The sequence below is a fragment of the Devosia salina genome, from assembly GCF_019504385.1.
GTDB classification, from domain to species: domain Bacteria; phylum Pseudomonadota; class Alphaproteobacteria; order Rhizobiales; family Devosiaceae; genus Devosia; species Devosia salina.
In genome coordinates, this window is the sequence record NZ_CP080590.1 from 3,968,077 (window position 1) to 3,987,105 (window position 19,029).

Below are 19,029 nucleotides of genomic sequence, written 5' to 3' on the forward strand. Positions count from 1 at the left end.
TCAGCCCCAGAACACGATCTTGAGCACGGCGCCGGCTCCGGCCACCGCGACAAGAAGACAGAAAAGCGAGTTGAGCAGCATCAGCAGGCGATACATGGCGCCGTGGGTATAATCCTCGAGCGTATCGCGCATGCCATTGCGCATGTGAACGGCCACCACGCAGATCAGCGCTGCCAGCGGAATGCCGATCCACCAGCTGCCGATCAGGTCCGCCACGTCGGTGCGATCCTGCCCCGCCAGGCGCACCACGATGAACAGCAGCAACCCCAGGAACACGGTGTTGATGGCGCCGGTGGTGCGCTGGGTAATGAAGTGACGGGTGGATGCCTTGGCATCCCCGTAGTGAGATGTCGGATTGGCGATGGTCTGGGTGGTTGTCACGGTTTCACGCATATCAGGCCATCCACACAAATAGGGTCCAGATCAGGAGCGTGATGATCACCGAAGCGACCAAAGTGGCCCAGGCCATAGTCTCGCGCTGGCCCGGCTCCATCATCACGGCGAAATCCCACACGAAGTGCCGCAGGCCGCCGCACATGTGATGCACCAGGCTCCAGGTGAAGCCGAACAGGACCAATTGGCCGAACCAGCTGCCATAGATGTAGTTGACCTGGGTCAGCGTCTCCTGCCCGGCGGCCGCAGCCACCAGCCAGAGGGCCAGAAGGGCCATGCCGGCATAATTGGCGATGCCGGTCATGCGATGGAGGATGGACATCGTCATGGTGACGGTCCAGCGATAGATCTGCAGATGCGGGGAAGTGGGGCGGGCTCTGACCGACATGGGGCGTATCCGGGGCCTTTCCTGAGGCGGCGCAGTTGCCGCGTCCAGTTTGGAATGGTTCGAACGTTTAGCGCCCAATGGTTACGAAATCAAAGCCCCGACCCGACGGAAGCGTCCAACTTTCGGCGCAATGCGCACTTTGTTCGCATACCGCACAGGCTGTTCGATTTGCGCAGGCGTACCGCCACTTTTCTGAGCCAGATGCGCGTGAGTTGGGCGAAACCGCCGATATGGTAAACAAATATTAGCCTCCTCCGTGGAATTTAGGGACAGTTACGGAGAATTCACAATGGGCCTGATTTCCAGTGTCAAAGGGCGGCTCTATGCCGCTTTCGCCAGCGTCGCCACGATCATCCTCGTGCTCGCCGGAACCGCGATTGTGATGATGCACTCGGCCGAAACCCTGTTCGGCCAGTATCGGCAGGCCTCGCGACAATCGCTGGAAATCAACGACTATGTGCGCGACGTGGAGACGCTGCGCCAGGATTTCGCCGAATATCTGCGTGACCCGACGGCCCAGAAGGCCGAAAGGGTGCGCGAGATGATCCTCGATGTCGGCACCACCGACGCCGACGGCCTGGCCTTTTTCCAGCACGACCCGGTTTCGCTCGAGGCCATCGACAGCGTCACCGCCCAGTCCCAGCAATATGACGCCGCCTTCACCAAGCTGGTTTCGGCCATCGCCGGCGGCGCCGACCCCGAAGCGGTGCCCGAGACCGCGCAGATGCGGGCGCTGGGCGTGGCCATGAGTGAACTCTATGGCGCCATGAGCGACCGCGCCAAGGAGGCGCAGAACACGCTCGGGCCGCAGATCGAAGCCCAGCAGGGGTTGCAGTTCCTGATCATCCTGGCGGCCGGAATTGTCGGCCTGGTGGCCGGCGTGACCCTGGCCATCGTCACCGCACGCTGGCTGGGCAAGGCGATCACCGGGCTCACCCAGACCATGCGCACCCTCTCGGACGGCGACTACGACATCGAAATTTCGGGAACCACCGCCAGCAATGAACTGGGCGAGATGGCCCGGGCCCTCGAGACCTTCCGCGACAATGGCCGCCAGGTGGCCCTGGCCGAGGCCGAAAAGCGCGTCCAGGCCAGCGCCACCGAAGCACGCGCCGAGATGATGGCCCGCTTCCAGTCCGCCTTCGATGCCCTGATCGCCCGGGCGATGCAGGGCGATTTCTCCGGGCGCATGGAAGAGCGGCACGACGATCCGGAGATCGACCGCATTTCCGACAATCTCAACGCCATGCTCGATTCCATCGAAGCGGCGCTGGACGAGGCCGAAACCGTACTCGGGGCACTGGCCCGCGCCGACCTGCGCGAGCGCATGCGCGGCAATTATGCCGGCGCCTTCGACCGGCTCAAATCCTCCACCAACAATGTCGCCGACAAGCTGGCCGAAATGGTGGGCGATCTGCGCGAGACCTCGCGTGCCCTCAAGACCGCGACCGCCGAAATCCTCGCCGGCGCCAACGATCTCTCCGAACGCACCACCCGCCAGGCCGCAACCATCGAGGAGACATCGGCCGCCATGGAGCAGATGGCCGCAACCGTCTCGCTCAATGCCGAGCGCGCCCGCGATGCCAGCAGCAGCACCGACAAGGTGACCCATGTGGTGGAAGCCAGCAGCGCCGTGATGGACGAGGCCACCAGCGCCATGAGCGCCATCGAGACCTCCTCCTCCAAGATCTCCAACATCATCGGGCTGATCGACGACATCGCCTTCCAGACCAATCTCCTGGCCCTCAATGCCTCGGTAGAAGCGGCGCGCGCCGGCGAGGCCGGCAAGGGTTTTGCCGTGGTGGCCGTGGAAGTGCGGCGCCTGGCCCAGTCCGCTGCCCAGGCCTCTGCCGAGGTCAAGGTGCTGATCGAGCAGAGCGCCAGCGAAGTGCGCAATGGCACGCGGCTGGTCGCCGATGTCGCCGGCCGCCTTGGCGATATCATCGAAGGGGTGCGCCAGACCGCGACCGTGATGGAGACCATCGCCAGCGATAGCCAGGCACAGGCCTCCGGCATTGCCGAGGTCAATGTCGCGGTGCGCCAGATGGACGAGATGACCCAGCACAATGCGGCCCTGGTCGAGGAGATGAACGCCTCGATCGAACAGACCGAGGGCCAGGCCGGCAAGCTCGACACCATTGTCGAGACCTTTACCCTCGACATGCCGGCGGTGGCGGCCGGGACGAAGGCCTCAAGGCCCGTTGCCACGGCCGCACGACAGGCTGCGCCCGCCGAACCCGGCGCCCGCGCACTGCTGGGCAAGGTGAAAAAGGCGGCCAAGGCCTATTTCGGCGGCGCCGCCGCCGAGGACTGGAACGAGTTCTAGGGCTCTTCCCCCTACCCTCCGCCGCTGCCCAACCCATGCCTGCGGACCCGGCCTTTCCATGAGGCCGGGTCCGGGCTAAGCGATCCCCAGGAATTCTCGAATTCATTCCAAAGCGATCAAGGGGAGCCGCATGCAGGATCGGATCAAGGTGGTGGCCGTCGAGACGCTGGCCAAAGGCTGGGGCCTGTTGACCAGCACCAGCATCGACTTTCGCCGCCGCGACGGCGCGGTGCAGCGGCTGGTGCGCGAGGTCTATGACCATGGCAACGCCGCCGCCCTGCTCCTGCACGATCCGGCGCGCGACACGGTGCTGCTGGTGCGCCAGTTCCGCTACCCGCCCATGCTCAACGCCGACCAGCCCGACCTGCTCGAGGTCTGCGCCGGCCTGCTCGACCCCGGCGACGACCACCCCGAACAGGCCGCCGCCCGGGAGGCGCTGGAGGAAACCGGCCACGCCCCGCGCGCCATCCGCCATGTGTGCGACGCTTACATGAGCCCCGGCTCGCTCACCGAAAAGGTCAGCCTGTTCATCGGCAACTATGACGAGACGACACGCCGCCATGCCGGGGGCGGTGTCGTGGCCGAAGGCGAGGACATCGAGCTGGTGGAACTGCCAATGGCAGAGGCACTGGCCATGATCGGCGACGGCCGCATCGTCGATGCCAAGACAATTCTGCTGCTCCAGCACCTGGCGCTGGAGCGGCTGGGGTGAGACAGGCCCCTCGCCACGCCAGCCTAGCTGACGTGGTCTTCTCGGCTTGAAAGGCTCCACCGGACCGAATGGCCCTGCGGCCCGCCCTCGCCACTCGACCATAGGTCTCGTGGCCTCCTGACCTAAAATCGCTCCACCGGAGCGATTTTGCCTGCGGCCGGTCAGAAGTCCACCAGCTTCTTGTCCGGGTCGTAGGGCTGGTCGCGCACAATGCGGGTCACCGCCTGGCCGCAGCGCATCTTCTTGCTGACCGCGTCATAGGCATAGGTCGGCCCGCCATGCAGCTGCCAGCCCTCGCTGAGCGCCTTGGTCACCTTGTGGCAAAAGGCGCTGTCATCCTCGCCCGTGAGGAAACGGTAGATCTGCATGCATGTCCCCCATGTGCCGACGATCACACGCCGGCGATTGATCTTGTCGCCTCTTACAGCTAATCGAGCATTCATGCACAGCTTTCCTCAGCACCTGCTCGATGGCCACGCCAATTTCATGTCCGGACGCTACGCCCGGGAGAAGGAGCGCATTCGCGACCTGGCCGAAACCGGCCAGAAGCCGACCACGCTGATCATTGCCTGCTGCGATAGCCGCGCGGCGCCTGAAATGATCTTCGATGCCGGCCCGGGCGAACTCTTCGTCCTGCGCAACGTCGCCAACCTGGTGCCGACCTACCAGCCCGATGGCGGCCAGCACGGCACCTCGGCGGCGATCGAATTTGCCATCAAGGGGCTCTCCATCTCCAATATCGTGGTCATGGGCCATGGCCGCTGCGGCGGCATCAAGGCCGCCCTCGACCCGCACATGAAGCCGCTCGACGCTGGCGACTTCATTGGCAAGTGGATGAGCATGCTGGGTGAATTGCCCGGGCAGCTCGGACAGAACACGCTGATGACCGAGGCCGAGCGGCAGACGGCGCTGGAGCGCATCTCGATCCGCAATTCCATCCGCAACCTGCGCACCTTCCCCTATGTCGCCAAGCTCGAGGACGAGGGCAAGCTGGCCGTGCACGGCGCCTGGTTCGACATTTCGACCGGCGAGCTGTGGATCATGGACAATAACGGCGATTTCATCCGCCCGGTCCTCTAACCGTCCCGTTGAAGCATTGCCGGGCGACCATGCCGGGCGCCCGACCATTGGCCCGGCCGCGCTTGTTCCGGTTTTTGCCGCAAAACTGTACTGGCCCGGCCGCAATCGTGATCACTAACCCGTGACCGGGATCTGCGATCGGCCCGGCCGCGCCCTGACCGCAACTTGCAGGGGGCCGCAATGCGGGCCCTTTGCCGCGCCCGAAAATCGCCCCGAGATTTGTCCAGCCGCGCCCATCTGCCGGCCATGACCGGCCACATTGGACGACGATTGTTTTGGTCACGGGCCGCCGGAGAGCGACCCGTCGGCGCCGGGTCCTCCGGTGCCGCCTCCTCCCAAGTCAACATGGAGTTTGACCATGAAGAAGATCGTACTGACCTCGCTGTTCGCCCTCGGCCTTTCGGGCGCCGCAATGGCCCAGGCCGCAACCGACTTCGCCTCGGTGGACACCGACGTCAATGGCGGTGTCTCGCTTGCCGAAGCGCAGGTGGCCTGGCCGGATCTGACCGAAGAGGCGTTCACCGCCGCCGACACCGACGGCAATGGCGAATTGTCGGCCGAAGAATATGAGGCCTATCTCGCCACCACCGCTGCGCCTGCCGCGCAGTAATCCTCCCTGCCCCTGCGACGTGCTCCCGGAAAGCGCCCCCAAAGATTTCCGCGCAGCAATGTGCGGCCGGTCCAGCGGCCGGAGGTTACCCTAAGCCTTCGCCCGCGCAGACGGCTGCAGCACGGGGCAGTCAGCCAGCTACCCCGCCCCCCGGGGTGGCTGCGGCCTTCTTGATCCGGGGTGAAGACACCCCAATTCCGGAGACATATCCATGAACAAGCTGACCCTGAGCCTGATCGCGCTGACCCTGGCGGCCACGCCCGCCCTTGCCCAGACTCCCCTGACCTTTGCCGATGTCGATGCCGATGCCAGCGGCGAGTTGAGCTTTGAGGAGCTGCAGGCCGTCTGGCCCGACATCACCCACGACGAATTCATGGCTGCCGACCTCGACATGAATGGCGGCCTCAACGCCGACGAGCTCGCTGGCCTGCAACCCAGTGCCTTGCCGGCGCCGGACGCGACGCCGACCCCGATGCCGATGGACAATGGCGCCATGCAGCCCGACGCCCCTGCCGGTCCCACGACCTCGCTGACCGACAGCGCGGACTGACCCTCTGGTGGCCGCCCCATGGGCGGCCATTTCCGGCCGCTCAGTCGAGCCGGATCGGCGGCTCGCTTTTCCTGGCCCGGCGCAAGGTCACGACCAGTCCGGCGATCACCAGCGCGGCGCCGAGCACTTCAATGGCGGTGATGGTCTCCCCCAGCACCAGATAGCCCGAAGCCAGCCCCGTTATCGGCACGAGCAGCGTGAACGGCGCGACGACGGAAGCCGGATGGCGGCCCAGCAGCCAGCTCCAGATGCCGCCGCCCAGGAGCGTTGCGGGATAGGCGAGAAAGGCGATCAGTGCCGCATCCATCCAGGAAAATCCGGCCAGCGCCGCGGATATGGCCGGCCAACCCTCGGTCGCCAGGGACAGGGCCAGGAGCGGCAATGGCGCGGCCAGCACGCCCCACACGGTGTAGGAGATGGCGTTGACCCTGCCGGCCTTCTTGGTCAGCACATTGGCGAGGCCCCAGCTCAGCGCGGCCAGCAGCACCAAAGCCAGCGGCATCAGATTGGTGACTTCGAGCCGTTCCGAGGCGATGACCCCTATGCCGGCAAAGGCAATGGCCGCGCCGATGATCTGAAAACGGCTGGGGCGCTCGCCCAGGAGCAGGAAGGCCATCACCATGGTGAAGAAGGCCTGGGTCTGCAGCACCAGCGAGGAGAGCCCCGCCGGCATGCCCCAGGCAAGACCCAGGTTGAGAAAGCCATAGAGCGCCACCCCGAAGGTGAGGCCAAAGCCGATCACCAGCCATGCCGGCGCCTTGGGCGGCCGCACGAACAGCACGGCCGGGAACGCCGCAGCGGCAAAGCGCAGCGCGGCCGCCAAGATGGGCGGAAAAGCCTCGACGCTCATCTTGATGACGACGAAATTGAAGCCCCAGATGGCGACCACCAGAAGGGCGAGGAGAATATGGCGAAGCGGCATGTGCCGCTCCTTTCAATCAAGGAACAAGGAAGAGGGCGATTCGAACGGACCGCCCCCTGCTCCTATCAGGCGGCCTTGCGGCTCTCCAGGCCCTTCTCGATCAGGGTTTCGGCGATCTGGACGGTGTTGAGCGCCGCGCCCTTGCGCAGATTGTCGCTGACCACCCACAGCACCAGGCCGTTTTCGACCGTGACGTCCTCGCGGATGCGGCTGACATAGGTGTCATATTCACCCACGCATTCCACCGGCGTGGCGTAGCCACCGGCCTCGCGCTTGTCGAGGACCGAAATGCCCGGCGCTTCGCGCAGGATGTCGCGTGCTTCGTCGGCGCTGATCGGATTGGCAAATTCGAGATTGACCGCTTCGGAATGCCCCACAAAGACCGGGACGCGCACCGCCGTGCAGGTCACCTTGATCTTGGGATCGAGGATCTTCTTGGTCTCGGCCAGCACCTTCCACTCTTCCTTGGTGTAGCCGTCTTCCATGAACACATCGATATGCGGGATGACGTTGAAGGCGATCTGCTTGGGGAACTTGCCCGGGGTCGGGCTGTCATTGACGAAGATGCCCTTGGTCTGGTTCCACAACTCGTCCACGCCTTCCTTGCCGGCGCCGGACACCGACTGGTAGGTCGAAACCACGGCGCGCGTGATGGTGGCCGCGTCGTGCAGGGGCTTGAGCGCCACCACCAGCTGGGCGGTCGAGCAATTGGGATTGGCGATGATATTGGTGCGCTTGGGATCGTTGAGCCAGCGCTCGAGCACATGCCCGTTCACTTCCGGCACCACCAGCGGCACGTCCGAGTGGTAGCGCCAATAGGACGAATTATCGATCACGATGGCCCCGGCCGCGGCAATGCGCGGCGCCCATTCCTTCGAGATCGAGCCGCCCGCCGACATGATGGCGAAGTCGACGCCCGAAAAATCGAAATGCTGCAGGTCCTTGGCCTTGAGCACCTTGTCGCCATAGGACAATTCCTTGCCGATGGACTTTGAAGAGGCCAGCGCGAAGACCTCGTCGGCCGGAAACTTGCGCTCGGCCAGAATGTTGAGAACTTCGCGGCCCACATTGCCTGTGGCCCCGACGACAGCGACGCGATAACCCATGATGGAACTCCGGTCCCTTACCATTTCCGCCCCCGCGCGATTGGATCGATCCATCGCGGCCTATTGCTCTTGAGCCTCTCCCCGTCGGGAGTGCGACCCGGGGAAAAGCGTCAGGCGGTTTTGGTGGTTTTGGTCATGGCCGGCATGCCCCCGGTAGTGAACCGGGTGGTGGCAAGAGCTGCGATGTTGCGGCTGCGGCTGCACATGACGAACGATGCTTCCTTTGGAAAAGCAGGACTTCTCATACTCTGAAATAGGAAAGAGTCAATGCTTGGCGCCACTCTTGCCGCCCGTCCCGGCCTCTGGTCTATTCTCCAAAGGGGGCTTGGAGACCACAAAACATGCGGATTGCGATCGGCCTGGCGCTTTGGGGCGCCCTGACGAGTTTTTCCCTTGCCCAGGACGGCCCGGAACGGGTCCTGGCGCTCTATTGCTATGGCGGCGACGGCTGCCAGGGTTTTGTTACCCCCTTCACCTATCCCGAGATGGACAGGCTGCTCAACAAGCTCGGCACGCTCGAGGGCGAGGGCTTCGGCAAGCCGGTGGTGTTCCTCAGGAACAATGCCGGCGAGGCGGTCGACTATGTCGACATGCAGCGCACACCCGAGGAAATCAATATACTGTTCGGCGGCAGGGGCGAGCCGCCCATCATTTCCAGTTTTCCCGATCTGGGTGACATCCAGCCGCGCGACGGCAAATGGTCGGTCACCATCGGCTCGGGCAGCGCCGAGAATTGCCCGCCGGGGGTGGAGGGAGCCATGTCCGGCCTGCGGCTGGCCGAGAGCGGGGACATCGCCTTTGCCACGCCTTTCGACCCGGGCCAGGCGCTTCCCGACCAGAGCGTGAATTGGCTCAAAATCGGGCCCGGCCATTACCGGGCCGTACTGCCGGGGTCGGACGCCATGTTCGCCACCTATGACCTCATCGTCGAGGCGCCGGAGCGCCTGTCGGGCACCATCCGGGCGGTCGCGACCGCTCCCGGGCCGACGCCCTGCACAATAACCCTGCCCGTCGCCTACCAGCACGCCGAAAGCTGACCGGCCGCCGACAGCCCTTGCTAAAGGGGCTGCCGGCGCGCTACGGCCGGGCGGTACGCAGCCGGCACAGGAGATGACCATGCCCGATTTCGACGTGATCATCCTGGGGGCTGGCGCCGCCGGCATGATGGCGGGCATCGAGGCCGGCAAGCGTGGCCGCAAGGTGCTGGTGGTCGACCATGCGCGCGATCCGGGCGAAAAGATCCGGATTTCCGGTGGCGGGCGCTGCAATTTCACCAATATCAATGCCACCCATCAGTTGGGTCGGGAACGCTTTCTCAGTAGCAATCCGCGTTTCGCGCTCTCTGCGCTGTCGCGCTACACGCCCGACATGTTCATCGCGCGGGTGAAGAAGCAAGGCATCGCCTTTCACGAAAAGACCCTCGGGCAATTGTTCTGCGACGGCCCGGCGACCCAGGTCGTTTCCATGCTGACCAATGATCTGCGCGCCGCCGGCGCTGCCATCTGGACCGGGCGGCAAGTGGGCAGCATCGAGCGCATCGAAGATGGCTTCGATGTCATGATCGGCGATGGACGGGTCACCGCGTCGAGCCTGGTGGTGGCCACTGGCGGCAAGTCCATCCCCAAGATGGGGGCCACCGGCCTTGCCTATGACATTGCCCGGCAGTTCGGCCTCAAGGTCACCGAGACCCGTCCTGCCCTCGTGCCGCTGACCTTCGAGCCCGGTGCACTCGAGCAGCTCAAGCCCCTGGCCGGGGTTTCCACCAATGCCATTGTCAGCCATGGCAAGACCCGCTTCGAGGAGGCGCTGCTCTTTACCCATCGCGGTCTTTCCGGTCCGGCCATCCTGCAGATTTCCTCTTATTGGCGCGAGGGTGACAGCATCCTCATCGACCTGCTGCCGGGAGAGGATGCGCTGGAACTGTTTCGCGCCGCCCGCAAGGCGACCCCGAAGCTGCACCTGCAGACGGTGCTGGGCGACAAGCTGCCCAAGCGGCTGGCGCAACTGGCTGGCGAGATGATCGACCAGCCCGGCATGATCGGCGACATGTCCGACAAGAAGTTGATTGCCGCGGCCGAAAGGGTGCAGCGCTGGAGCCTGAAACCGGTCGGCTCGGAGGGCTATCGCACCGCCGAGGTCACACTGGGTGGCATCGACACCACCGGGCTCGACGCCAAGACCATGATGGCTCGCACTGTGCCCGGCCTTTATTTCGTCGGCGAGGCGGTCGATGTCACCGGCTGGCTGGGCGGCTACAATTTCCAGTGGGCCTGGGCTTCGGGCTGGGCCGCCGGACAGGTAGCCTAGGCCCGGCCAGACTCTGTCAGTTTTTGATGGAAACGCGCGGTTGGTGGCTCCCCTCCCCCTTGAGGGGAGGGGCTGGGGGAGGGGGTCCATCGGCGACCCACAAAACCACCCCCACCCTCGATCCCTCCCCTCAAGGGGGAGGGAGGCGCAGGAACCGCCGATTCCGATCAAATCTGACGCGCCCTAAAACTTCCAGCCCAGCCTGAGGCCGAAATTGGAAAGGCCATCATTGGCCGCACACCAGTCATTGTTGGAGGTGTGCTCATAGGTCAAGGTTGCCGTGGCGTTGTCGCTCACATGCATGCCCACGCCCCAGCGTTCGTAGAAATTGACCCGGCAGCCGAAATTCTGCCGGCCCGGCGCGGCCCCGGTCAGCGCCCCGTCATGGATGGCGGCACCCAGGCCGGCCTCAAGATAGATCGGCGTATCGAAAACCGGCAATTGCCAGGTCAGATTGGCATGCACCAGGCTGTCCCGCCCCGCCAGGCTGATGGTCGTGCCGACCTCGGGCCGGGGCGAGCCGATCCAGCGGAAGACGTCGACATCGGGTGAGGTGAAGAGCACATCAAAGCTGATATCCTCGACCCCGTTCAGCTGCCACTCATTGACCAGAAAGGGCAGCGCCGCGTGGTGAACCCTATGGGCATGCAGGCCAACGCGGATTTCGTCGACAATGTCCGAAAAAGGCTCGGGCGACAGCAGGCTCTGCGCCTGCGCGGGCCCGCTACAGGCGGCCGACAGGGCCAGGGCCAACAGGGAAATGCGCAGCATCGACACGAGCGGGAACCTCTTCGGACAGACGATAGTAAAGGGCGCAGTCTTGTTATCGAGTCAATGCGGGCACGGCCAATCACCTCTCATTGTTGCGAGGCAGCCACGCCGGGTCTCGATTTCATCGTAATTTACCGATAGAAGCTCTCCGTCCCTTTCCTTTTGCCAATTCCGATCATGCCCGCACCCTTTGCCCTGTCGCTTCAGGATCTTGCCCCCATAGCCGAAGGCACCAGCACGGCCCAGGCCATGGCCGAAACCGTCATCCTCGCGCAGACGGCCGATGCTCTGGGCTATACGCGCCTCTGGTATGCCGAGCATCACGGCATGCCGTCGATTGCCTCCTCGGTCCCGGAAATCCTGATCGGCAGCGCCGCGGCCGCCACGCGCAACATCCGCGTCGGCTCGGGTGGCGTCATGCTGCTCAACCATGCGCCGCTGCGCATCGCCGAGGCCTATCGCACGCTCGAGGCGCTCCATCCGGGCCGCATCGATCTGGGCCTTGGCCGCGCGCCGGGCGGCGATGGCTATGCCATGCGCGCCCTCAGAAGCGGCGGCGGCGAGGAATTTTCCACCTATCTGGCCGAACTGATGGCATTCGACGAAGAGGGCTTTCCGCCCGATCATCCATTTTCCCGGGTGCCGGTCTCGCCCGGCGGCATCTCCCTGCCGCCCAAATGGCTGCTCGGCTCTTCGGGGGCGAGCGCCCAGGCGGCCGGCCAGCTCGGGTTCGGCTATGCCTTTGCCGCCCATTTCAGCCACACCCCGGCCGCGCCCGCCTTTGCGGCCTATCGGCAGGCCTTCCAGCCGACAGAGGACTTCCCCGAGCCGCGAACCATTCTCTGTCTTTCGGCCATCTGCGCCCCCACCGAGGACGAGGCGAAATTCCTGGCCACCTCGCAGGCGGTGAGCTGGGCCCTGTTCGTGACCGGCGAGCAGCGCCACCTGATGCCGCCCGAGGACGCAGCCGCCCGCGTTCTTTCGCCGCAGCAGCAACAGGTCATCGAACACCAGTCGAGCCTGTGGCTGGTCGGCGACCCGCAGCAACTGGCCGAAATCATTGCCGAAAAGGCCCGGGCCGCCGGGGCCGACGAGGTCATGATCACCACCACCGTGCATTCCTATGCGCTGCGCCGGCGCTCCTTCGCGCTCCTCGCCGAAGCCCTGGGAGTCGCTCCCCGCCCGGGCGCCTGAGGCATGGTTCGTTAACGACTCCTTTTGCCCCGCTCGCTAGGATCGGGGCAATCCAGGGACGGACATCCTCATGAGCGCTGCAGCCTTCGTGCTCGCCATCAACCTCTTTGTCGCGGGCATCTTTGCCACCGCCTTCGGCGTCGTGGCCGCCTACCAGCGCTCGGCGCTGGGCGCGCGCTGGTTGGCCTTTGCCTATAGCTTCGGCGTGCTCAATGTGGTGTTCGAGTTCATCCTGCCCTTCCAGCAGGACCACCGGCTGTTGAGCTTCGGCATCTTCGCCGTCTTTCTGCTGGCGCTGGCCGGCTGCGTGGTGGGTCTCGCCCATCACTATCGGCTCAACCCGCCCTGGCTGCTCCTGGCTGTGGCGGTGCTGGCCTCGCTCCTGCTTAACCTATCCATTCTCGACATGCCGCGGGCCAGTTTTGTCCGCAATCTGCTCTATCAGGCGCCCTATGCCGTGATTCAGGCCATTGGCGTCGGGGTGATCCTCGCCAATCCGCGCAAGCGCGCGCTCGACCTGGCCCTTCTGGTCATCTACTTCATTTCGGCCCTGCATTTCCTCGCCAAGCCGGTGCTGGCCATGCTGATCGGCTCGGGCGCTGCGCCGCAGGCCTATATGGGCTCCACCTATGCCGCCGTCTCCCAGACCGTGGGCGCCGTGCTGCTGATCGCCAATGGCCTGATGATGCTGCTCATCATCATCCGCGACGTCATGGCAGACATGACGGCGCGATCGGAAACCGACACGCTGTCCACGCTGCTCAACCGGCGGGGGTTCGAGGACCGGGGTGACAAGGCCCTGACCCTGGCGGCGCGCTCCGGGGTCCCTGCGGTGATGATCGTGGCCGATCTCGACCATTTCAAGCAGATCAACGACACCTTTGGCCACGCCGCAGGAGACGAGGTCATCGCCGCATTCGCGGCCGTGCTCCGCGACTGCGCGCCACCTCACGCGGTGCTGGGTCGGCTGGGGGGCGAGGAATTCGCGGCCTTCCTGCCCGGCGCCAATCTGGCCACCGGCAGGCTCTATGCCGAAACTGTCCGCAATGCATTCCGGGCCGGGCCGCGCGGCCATATGGGCGTCGACCGCACGGTCAGCGCCTCTTTCGGCGTGGCCCAGTTCGTCCCGTCCGATCACCTGTCCGACCTGCTGCGCCGGGCCGATGCCGCCCTCTACCAGGCCAAGACCGATGGTCGCGACTGCGTGCGCACAGTCCTCAGCGAACCGGCGCGGCCACTCGCGGCCGCGCGCGTAAACGGCACAATCAGTTCATGACTTGCCGGGATACCAGCGCGCAATCGCCGGTGGGCTCGATGCGCAGCGCCAGTTGCTGACGGTCCAGCTCCGCAAGCCAGGCCGTCCATGAGACGGGGCTCATGCCCACATCTTCCCGTCCCTCTTCATTATGGGCAAAACGCAGCTTGAGCTGCGCCCGCTGCTCGCCGAACCGGTCGCGCACCCGCGCGATCGCCGGCCGCCCCTGGCGGTCATTGACCCAGTTCTGGATATCCCGATGCCGGGTCAGCAGATGGGCTTGTGACATAAATGGCCTCCTCGTCTGTCACCTCGTGAAACGGTCCGGTTCTGCGCCGGTTCCCGCCTCTCCGATCAACTATCCGCCAGCTGGGTGACGAGCCTGTAACGCTCCATCTCCTCAGGCGAAAAATAGTAAAGCTGGTCCGGCGGTGTCTCCAGCGCATGCAGCCACAGCGCCGCATCGACGCCAGCCTGGCTCAAATGGCGGGTGATCCTGGCCGTGGCACTTTGCGCATCCGCCATGGCCACGCCCGCAACGCTCAGAGCATCCACCGGGGAGGCGCTCAGCGCCGCCGCATAGATCTGATGCACCCCGATAGCCGCATCCCGACCCGCAATCCTCTCGTGCCCCGCGGCAAACACCAGCGGACAGGACGAGGCGCACAAAGCGCCATCCGGCACCAGTGTATCGAGTTCTTTTTCCAGGATCAGACGCCCCATTTCGAGGGCATCGTCCACCGAGCCGCCGGGCGAATCCAGCAGCACGGTTGACACATATTCCCCCCTTTGTGCGATCTCCTGTTCAAATCTTTCCGCCGCGCCCGGATCGATGGTTCCGGTCAGCCGCAATACGCCTCCGCCGGTCAGTTCGATCTTCAAGGGTTCGTCGAGTACCTCGGGGGGAGTGTTGAGGGCCGGACGCGCCCGCCCGCCGCCATCATCGCTGGTCGCCGGCGGCAGGATGGGCTGCGGCATCAGGGTCAGCGCCGCCGGTGCCTGTGCGTTCAACTCGCGATAATCGACATAGAGCACCCCCGCGGTGCCGGCCAGCAGGGCGAAGAATGCAAAGCGCAGGATCGACCCGTCCTCGATCCGCGCCAGCCTGGCGACCAGACGCCGATAGAAGGGCCCCTCCTCCCCCACTGCGCGGGCATTGGCGTCCGTCTTCATGCCGGGCGCGGTCCGTCGCCGCGCTTGCGCTGCGCTGCCTCGATGGGCGTAACCGTGCCGTCCTCGGCCACGGTCTTGTCTTCCGGCGCGATTTCGTCGGGCACTGGCGGCGTGTCCACTTCCTCGATTTTCGGCGCCAGCGCTGCGGCCGCCTCGGCGGCACCCTCTGCCTCCATGCGGCGGTAAAGCGCCATGGCCCGCAGCATTTCCGCGGCCGTAATGGTCTCGGCCTCCTTGAGCGTCTCGGCCTCGCGGCGCATCGCGTCATTGACGATCATCAGGACCAGCACCAGCACCACGGGCAACAGGTCGATGGAAATGGCGCCGGCCCAGGAGGGGATGAAATCGCTCCAGTAGCGGATGACGGCCTCGGCCGAGGACAGGGGCACGAAGCGCCGCTGCTCTACTGCTGGCGTTGCCAGAATCTCGTCGGCCGCCGCCACCAGCGCCGCCGATTGGGCATCGACCGAAGCCTCGACCGTCGCCATCACCTGGTTCTGCCGCGCGGCGAGGTCGCCCACCCGGCCATCGGCCACCGGCGCGATGAACCCGGCCGAAAGATCGGTCGCGGCGCGCTTCACCGAGGCGGCAATGTCGGTCTGCTCCAGCGCGGCAATGATGGCGGAGAGCTGCACCGCCTCGGCCTGGAAGGCATCGGAGCGCGGCTCGATCTGGCCGGGCGTCGAGACCAGCTCGCGCATCGACGCCAACCGCTCGGACCCTTGAGTGAAGAGCCCCGCCACCTCCTCGCGCGAGCCCGAGATCGTGCCGGCAAGCTGGGTCATCTGCGTGCTCATCTGGCTGAGCAATTGCACGACGCTGCCCGAACCCTGGGTGCCGGTCAGCGCGCCGCTGTCGCGCTCGTCCTGCGCCAGGGCTGCAAAGCGGGCCGCGGCCCGCTCGACATCGGGCAACAGGCTCTGGCTGCCCAGCGCATTGGCATGGGCCCGGTCGAGATCCTCGGCATAGCCCTGGAGCGTCACCGCCATATGCTGTTCCAGGGCTGCCGAACCGGCCAGCGCCGCCGCGTTAAGCCAGGAACTCATGGCCACGATCATGGCGCAGCCGATGAGCATGGTGAGAAACAGGCTGATCCGCTGCACGCCGCTGATCACCAGCGGGATGAAGCGCATCATATAGGTCCAGAAGGCATAGATCGCGACCGAGACCGCAGCCGAATAGATGATGGCGGCAAAGAACACGAAGCTCGCCGACCCGTCGAGCAGGCCACGCACGCCCAGATAGGTATAGACGCCCGAGGCCAGCGCCAGTACCGCCAGCGCGAACCGGCTCATGGTTTCGACGCCGCGCGCGGTTTCGTGCAGGCGGAAGGCATTGGGCTTGAGCTGCATGGGGACCCCGATCCGGATGGCCCGCCACCGGGCCCTTAAGAGGAGGTTAACACAAGCATCCCGGCAGAATCGCGGCAGCATGGGGCAGGGTTAACGCCGTTCCGATGACTTGTCGGTGAGTGCCCCCTTGCGCCTCTGGGGCCAGCGGGGCTACCCCAGTGCTGCATGTGAGGGAGCGCAAGATGACATCGCAAAAGATCCGCTGGGGCATTCTGTCCACCGCCAATATCGGCATGCAGAAAGTGACGCCCGCCATCCAGGCCTCGCCCAGTTCCGAGGTGGTCGCCATCGCCTCGCGCGACGCCGCAAAAGCCCGCGCCGCCGCCGATCAGCTCGGCATTGCCAGGGCCTATGGCTCCTATGAGGAGCTTTTCGCCGATCCCGAGATCGACGCCATCTACAATCCCTTGCCCAACCATCTGCACGTGCCCATGACGCTGGCGGCGGCGCGGGCCGGCAAGCATGTGCTGTGCGAAAAGCCCATCGCGCTTTCGGCCGCCGAGGCCGAGCAATTGCGCGACATTCCGAAGGGCATCGTCTTCATGGAAGCCTTCATGGTGCGCTTCCACCCGCAATGGCAGCGGATGCGCGAAATCATCCGTTCGGGCGAACTGGGCGAGGTCCGCGCCATCAATGCGGTCTTCACCTATCACAATGTCGACCCCGCCAATGTGCGCAATCAGGCCGATATCGGCGGTGGCGGCATCATGGATATCGGCTGCTACCCGATCACGGCCGGTCGCTATTTCTTCGAGGGCGAACCCGAGCGCGTCGTCTCGCTGGTCGAGCGCGACCCCGGTTTCGGTACCGATCGCCTCGCCAGCGTCATGGCCGATTTTGGCAAGGGCCGGCAATTGAGCTTCACCTGTTCCACCCAGGCGGCGCCGCACCAGCGGGTGCAAATCTTCGGCACCCGCGCCAAGGCGGAGATTGTCATCCCGTTCAATGCCCCGCCCAACGCCCCCACCGCCATCACTGTCGATCACAGCGGCACTGTCGATGGCACGCTGGCCCGGCGCGAAATCCTGCCGGCCTGTGATCAATATACCGAGCAGGCCGAGGCCTTTGCCCAGGCGGTGCTGGGCAATGCGCCCCTGCCCTATGGCATCGAGGACGCCATTGCGACCATGCGGGTGATCGACGCAATCTTCGAAAGCGAGAAGACCGGCGCCTGGGCCAGGGTGGCGCGCTAAGGCTTTGGGGCCGGCAATGCCGGCGCCACCAGCCGCAGCGCCAGGAGCTTCAGATCGTCTTCGAGCGTCTCGGCGGCGATGGATTTCTGCGCCACCCCGAAGGCGGCATCGAGCAGCAGCCGGGCAAGACGCACGGGTTCGGCGGCGCCAGCCGACGTCAGCTCGGCTTCAAGCCGGTTGCGCACCTTGCGATCCGATTCGGCAAACAGGCCGGCGCCCTGCCGGTGCGCCGAGAACAATTCGTCCACATGCGCAGAGCCGGCAATGGCGGTGGCAATGACGCCGAATTCAGCGGCCAGCGCCACCCCGATCCGCTCGGGCAGCGGCCCCGGACCGGCCATCGCCAGATCGAAACTGGCCAGCTTGTCGGCGATCAGCACCTCGAGAATGGCCAGGAACACCGCATCCTTGTCGGCGAACTGGGCGTAGAGCGTGGGCTTGGCCATGCCGGCGGCGCGGGCGATCGCCTCCATACTGGTGGCGCGCAGGCCATGGCGCAGGAACAGCTCCCGCGCTGCCGAAAGGATGCGCTCGCGCTTTTCTGCCTGCCTTGCGTCCTGCATCTCGCCATCTTCTCCGGCCACTATTGAACGAATTGAACGATTACCGTATATATCGTTCAATTGAACAGGAGACCATGCCCATGTCCCAATCGACCCAGAACCATGCTGACCGCGTCCTGCTCACCGGCATATCCGGCTTTCTGGGCGGCCATGTTGCCCTGGCCCTGCTCAAGGCTGGCTACACCGTGCGGGGCAGTGTGCGCAAGCTGGCCAAAGCCGACAAGGTGCGCGCCAGTCTCAAGGCGGCGGGCGCCGACATCTCCCGGCTCGAATTCGTCGAACTGGACCTGCTCTCCGATGCCGGCTGGGACGAGGCCATGGCGGGGGTCCGCTATCTGCAGCACACCGCCTCGCCCTTCGTCATCGACCTGCCCGAGGACAAGAACGAATTGATCCGCCCGGCCGTCGAAGGCACCGAACGGGCGCTCAAGGCGGCCCTCAGGGCCGGGGTCGAGCGGATCGTGCTGACCTCTTCGATGGCCGCCATCGCCTATGGCCATGACAAGGCACGCACGCGCCCCTTCACTGCCGCCGACTGGACCGATCTCGAGGGCCGCGGCGTCAACGCCTATATCGAATCCAAGACCCTGGCCGAACGGCGCGCCTGGGAGATCATGCGGGCCGCCGGGCGCGAGCGCGATCTCACCACCATCAATCCCAGCGCCATTCTGGGGCCCCTGCTTGACGAGGATCCCAGCACCTCCGCGCTCATGGTCAAGCGCCTGCTCGATGGTTCGGTGCCGGCGCTGCCGCGCATTCCCTTCGTCATTGTCGATGTGCGCGACATCGCCGAGGCTCATGTGAAGGCCATGACCGAGGACAGTGCCGGCGGCCGGCGCTTCCCCATGGGCGAGCGCCCCATGCTGATGGGCGAGGTCGCCGATATCGTGCGCAAGGCAGCCCCCGGCCGCAAGGTGCCGCGCCTCAACATGCCCGATTGGGCGGTGCGGCTCTATGGCCTGTTCGACCGCGACGTGCGCGGCATTGTCAACGAATTGGGGGTGCTCAAGGCGCTGGATTCGAGCGCCGCCATTGCCCTGCTGGGTCGCCCCCTGGTCCCCGCCAGCCAGTCCGTCGCCGCCACCACGGCCAGCCTGATCGAGCGCCGCCTGGTCTGAAAAACAACGAGCCCCA

General features: G+C 65.3%; 21 protein-coding genes. 11 read left to right on the top strand and 10 right to left on the bottom strand.

All coding sequences use genetic code 11. The annotated features are described in order from the left end of the window. Together sdhD and sdhC are read right to left on the bottom strand one after the other, a co-directional pair. A complete protein-coding gene (gene sdhD / locus K1X15_RS19420) occupies window positions 1-393 on the bottom strand; it encodes a succinate dehydrogenase, hydrophobic membrane anchor protein (RefSeq protein ID WP_220305181.1) in 393 nt (130 codons plus the stop codon). A gap of 1 nt (window position 394) precedes the next feature. After that, window positions 395-781, bottom strand: coding sequence for a succinate dehydrogenase, cytochrome b556 subunit (sdhC, locus tag K1X15_RS19425; RefSeq protein ID WP_220305182.1), 387 nt, complete (start codon window positions 779-781; stop codon window positions 395-397). A 289-nt stretch (window positions 782-1,070) separates the two neighbouring features. On the opposite strand from sdhC, the gene K1X15_RS19430 reads away from it, so the two are divergent. Then, entirely contained in the window at window positions 1,071-3,107 is a 2,037-nt protein-coding gene (locus K1X15_RS19430) for a methyl-accepting chemotaxis protein (protein ID WP_220305183.1), read from the top strand. Between the two features lie 130 nt (window positions 3,108-3,237). After that, window positions 3,238-3,819, top strand: coding sequence for an NUDIX domain-containing protein (locus tag K1X15_RS19435; protein ID WP_220305184.1), 582 nt, complete (start codon window positions 3,238-3,240; stop codon window positions 3,817-3,819). Window positions 3,820-3,980: 161 nt separating this feature from the next. Here K1X15_RS19435 and K1X15_RS19440 read toward each other — a convergent pair whose 3' ends face one another. Continuing rightward, entirely contained in the window at window positions 3,981-4,187 is a 207-nt protein-coding gene (locus tag K1X15_RS19440) for a DUF1737 domain-containing protein (protein WP_220305185.1), read from the bottom strand. A gap of 73 nt (window positions 4,188-4,260) precedes the next feature. On the opposite strand from K1X15_RS19440, the gene K1X15_RS19445 reads away from it, so the two are divergent. The 3 genes from K1X15_RS19445 (at window position 4,261) to K1X15_RS19455 (ending at window position 6,059) form a co-directional block, all read left to right on the top strand. Next, the gene (locus K1X15_RS19445; protein WP_220305186.1) at window positions 4,261-4,899 is read left to right on the top strand and encodes a carbonic anhydrase; all 639 of its coding nucleotides are present in this window, start codon (window positions 4,261-4,263) and stop codon (window positions 4,897-4,899) included. Window positions 4,900-5,257: 358 nt separating this feature from the next. Beyond that, entirely contained in the window at window positions 5,258-5,509 is a 252-nt protein-coding gene (locus K1X15_RS19450; protein ID WP_220305187.1) for an EF-hand domain-containing protein, read from the top strand. A gap of 211 nt (window positions 5,510-5,720) precedes the next feature. Next, window positions 5,721-6,059, top strand: coding sequence for a penta-EF hand family protein (locus tag K1X15_RS19455; protein WP_220305188.1), 339 nt, complete (start codon window positions 5,721-5,723; stop codon window positions 6,057-6,059). 40 nt (window positions 6,060-6,099) lie between these two features. On the opposite strand, the gene K1X15_RS19460 is transcribed toward K1X15_RS19455, so the two are convergent. After that, window positions 6,100-6,981 (bottom strand): EamA family transporter, encoded by an 882-nt coding sequence (locus tag K1X15_RS19460; RefSeq protein WP_220305189.1) that lies wholly within the window; start codon window positions 6,979-6,981, stop codon window positions 6,100-6,102. 65 nt (window positions 6,982-7,046) lie between these two features. Continuing rightward, on the bottom strand, window positions 7,047-8,087 hold the full coding sequence (locus K1X15_RS19465; RefSeq protein WP_220305190.1) for an aspartate-semialdehyde dehydrogenase: 1,041 nt from the start codon (window positions 8,085-8,087) through the stop codon (window positions 7,047-7,049). A 341-nt stretch (window positions 8,088-8,428) separates the two neighbouring features. On the opposite strand from K1X15_RS19465, the gene K1X15_RS19470 reads away from it, so the two are divergent. Further along, complete coding sequence (locus K1X15_RS19470) at window positions 8,429-9,124, top strand: hypothetical protein (protein ID WP_220305191.1); 696 nt, start codon at window positions 8,429-8,431, stop codon at window positions 9,122-9,124. Window positions 9,125-9,203: 79 nt separating this feature from the next. Further along, window positions 9,204-10,394 carry a BaiN/RdsA family NAD(P)/FAD-dependent oxidoreductase gene (locus K1X15_RS19475; protein ID WP_220305192.1) on the top strand — a complete coding sequence of 397 codons (1,191 nt, stop codon included), beginning with the start codon at window positions 9,204-9,206 and terminating at the stop codon, window positions 10,392-10,394. A gap of 183 nt (window positions 10,395-10,577) precedes the next feature. Here K1X15_RS19475 and K1X15_RS19480 read toward each other — a convergent pair whose 3' ends face one another. Then, window positions 10,578-11,165, bottom strand: a complete 588-nt coding sequence (locus K1X15_RS19480) for an acyloxyacyl hydrolase (RefSeq protein ID WP_240549781.1) — start codon at window positions 11,163-11,165, stop codon at window positions 10,578-10,580. Window positions 11,166-11,342: 177 nt separating this feature from the next. Between K1X15_RS19480 and K1X15_RS19485 the strand changes: the two genes are divergently transcribed. Both K1X15_RS19485 and K1X15_RS19490 read left to right on the top strand, forming a co-directional pair. After that, window positions 11,343-12,359, top strand: coding sequence for an LLM class flavin-dependent oxidoreductase (locus K1X15_RS19485; RefSeq protein ID WP_220305194.1), 1,017 nt, complete (start codon window positions 11,343-11,345; stop codon window positions 12,357-12,359). Between the two features lie 70 nt (window positions 12,360-12,429). Next, window positions 12,430-13,635, top strand: coding sequence for a GGDEF domain-containing protein (locus K1X15_RS19490; protein ID WP_220305195.1), 1,206 nt, complete (start codon window positions 12,430-12,432; stop codon window positions 13,633-13,635). Here K1X15_RS19490 and K1X15_RS19495 read toward each other — a convergent pair. The 3 genes from K1X15_RS19495 to K1X15_RS19505 form a co-directional block, all read right to left on the bottom strand. After that, on the bottom strand, window positions 13,625-13,903 hold the full coding sequence (locus K1X15_RS19495) for a hypothetical protein (RefSeq protein WP_220305196.1): 279 nt from the start codon (window positions 13,901-13,903) through the stop codon (window positions 13,625-13,627). The genes K1X15_RS19490 and K1X15_RS19495 overlap by 11 nt on opposite strands. Window positions 13,904-13,968: 65 nt before the next feature. Then, window positions 13,969-14,787 (bottom strand): COG3904 family protein, encoded by an 819-nt coding sequence (locus K1X15_RS19500; RefSeq protein ID WP_240549577.1) that lies wholly within the window; start codon window positions 14,785-14,787, stop codon window positions 13,969-13,971. Beyond that, the gene (locus K1X15_RS19505) at window positions 14,784-16,139 is read right to left on the bottom strand and encodes a hypothetical protein (protein ID WP_220305197.1); all 1,356 of its coding nucleotides are present in this window, start codon (window positions 16,137-16,139) and stop codon (window positions 14,784-14,786) included. Before K1X15_RS19505 ends, K1X15_RS19500 begins: the two co-directional genes overlap by 4 nt. Window positions 16,140-16,321: 182 nt before the next feature. On the opposite strand from K1X15_RS19505, the gene K1X15_RS19510 reads away from it, so the two are divergent. Beyond that, window positions 16,322-17,332 (top strand): Gfo/Idh/MocA family protein, encoded by a 1,011-nt coding sequence (locus K1X15_RS19510; protein ID WP_220305198.1) that lies wholly within the window; start codon window positions 16,322-16,324, stop codon window positions 17,330-17,332. Here K1X15_RS19510 and K1X15_RS19515 read toward each other — a convergent pair. Continuing rightward, window positions 17,329-17,895, bottom strand: coding sequence for a TetR/AcrR family transcriptional regulator (locus tag K1X15_RS19515; protein ID WP_220305199.1), 567 nt, complete (start codon window positions 17,893-17,895; stop codon window positions 17,329-17,331). The two genes, K1X15_RS19510 and K1X15_RS19515, sit on opposite strands and share 4 nt — an antisense overlap. Before the next feature lie 80 nt (window positions 17,896-17,975). Between K1X15_RS19515 and K1X15_RS19520 the strand changes: the two genes are divergently transcribed. Next, window positions 17,976-19,013 (top strand): SDR family oxidoreductase, encoded by a 1,038-nt coding sequence (locus K1X15_RS19520; RefSeq protein WP_220305200.1) that lies wholly within the window; start codon window positions 17,976-17,978, stop codon window positions 19,011-19,013. Window positions 19,014-19,029 lie beyond the last annotated feature (16 nt).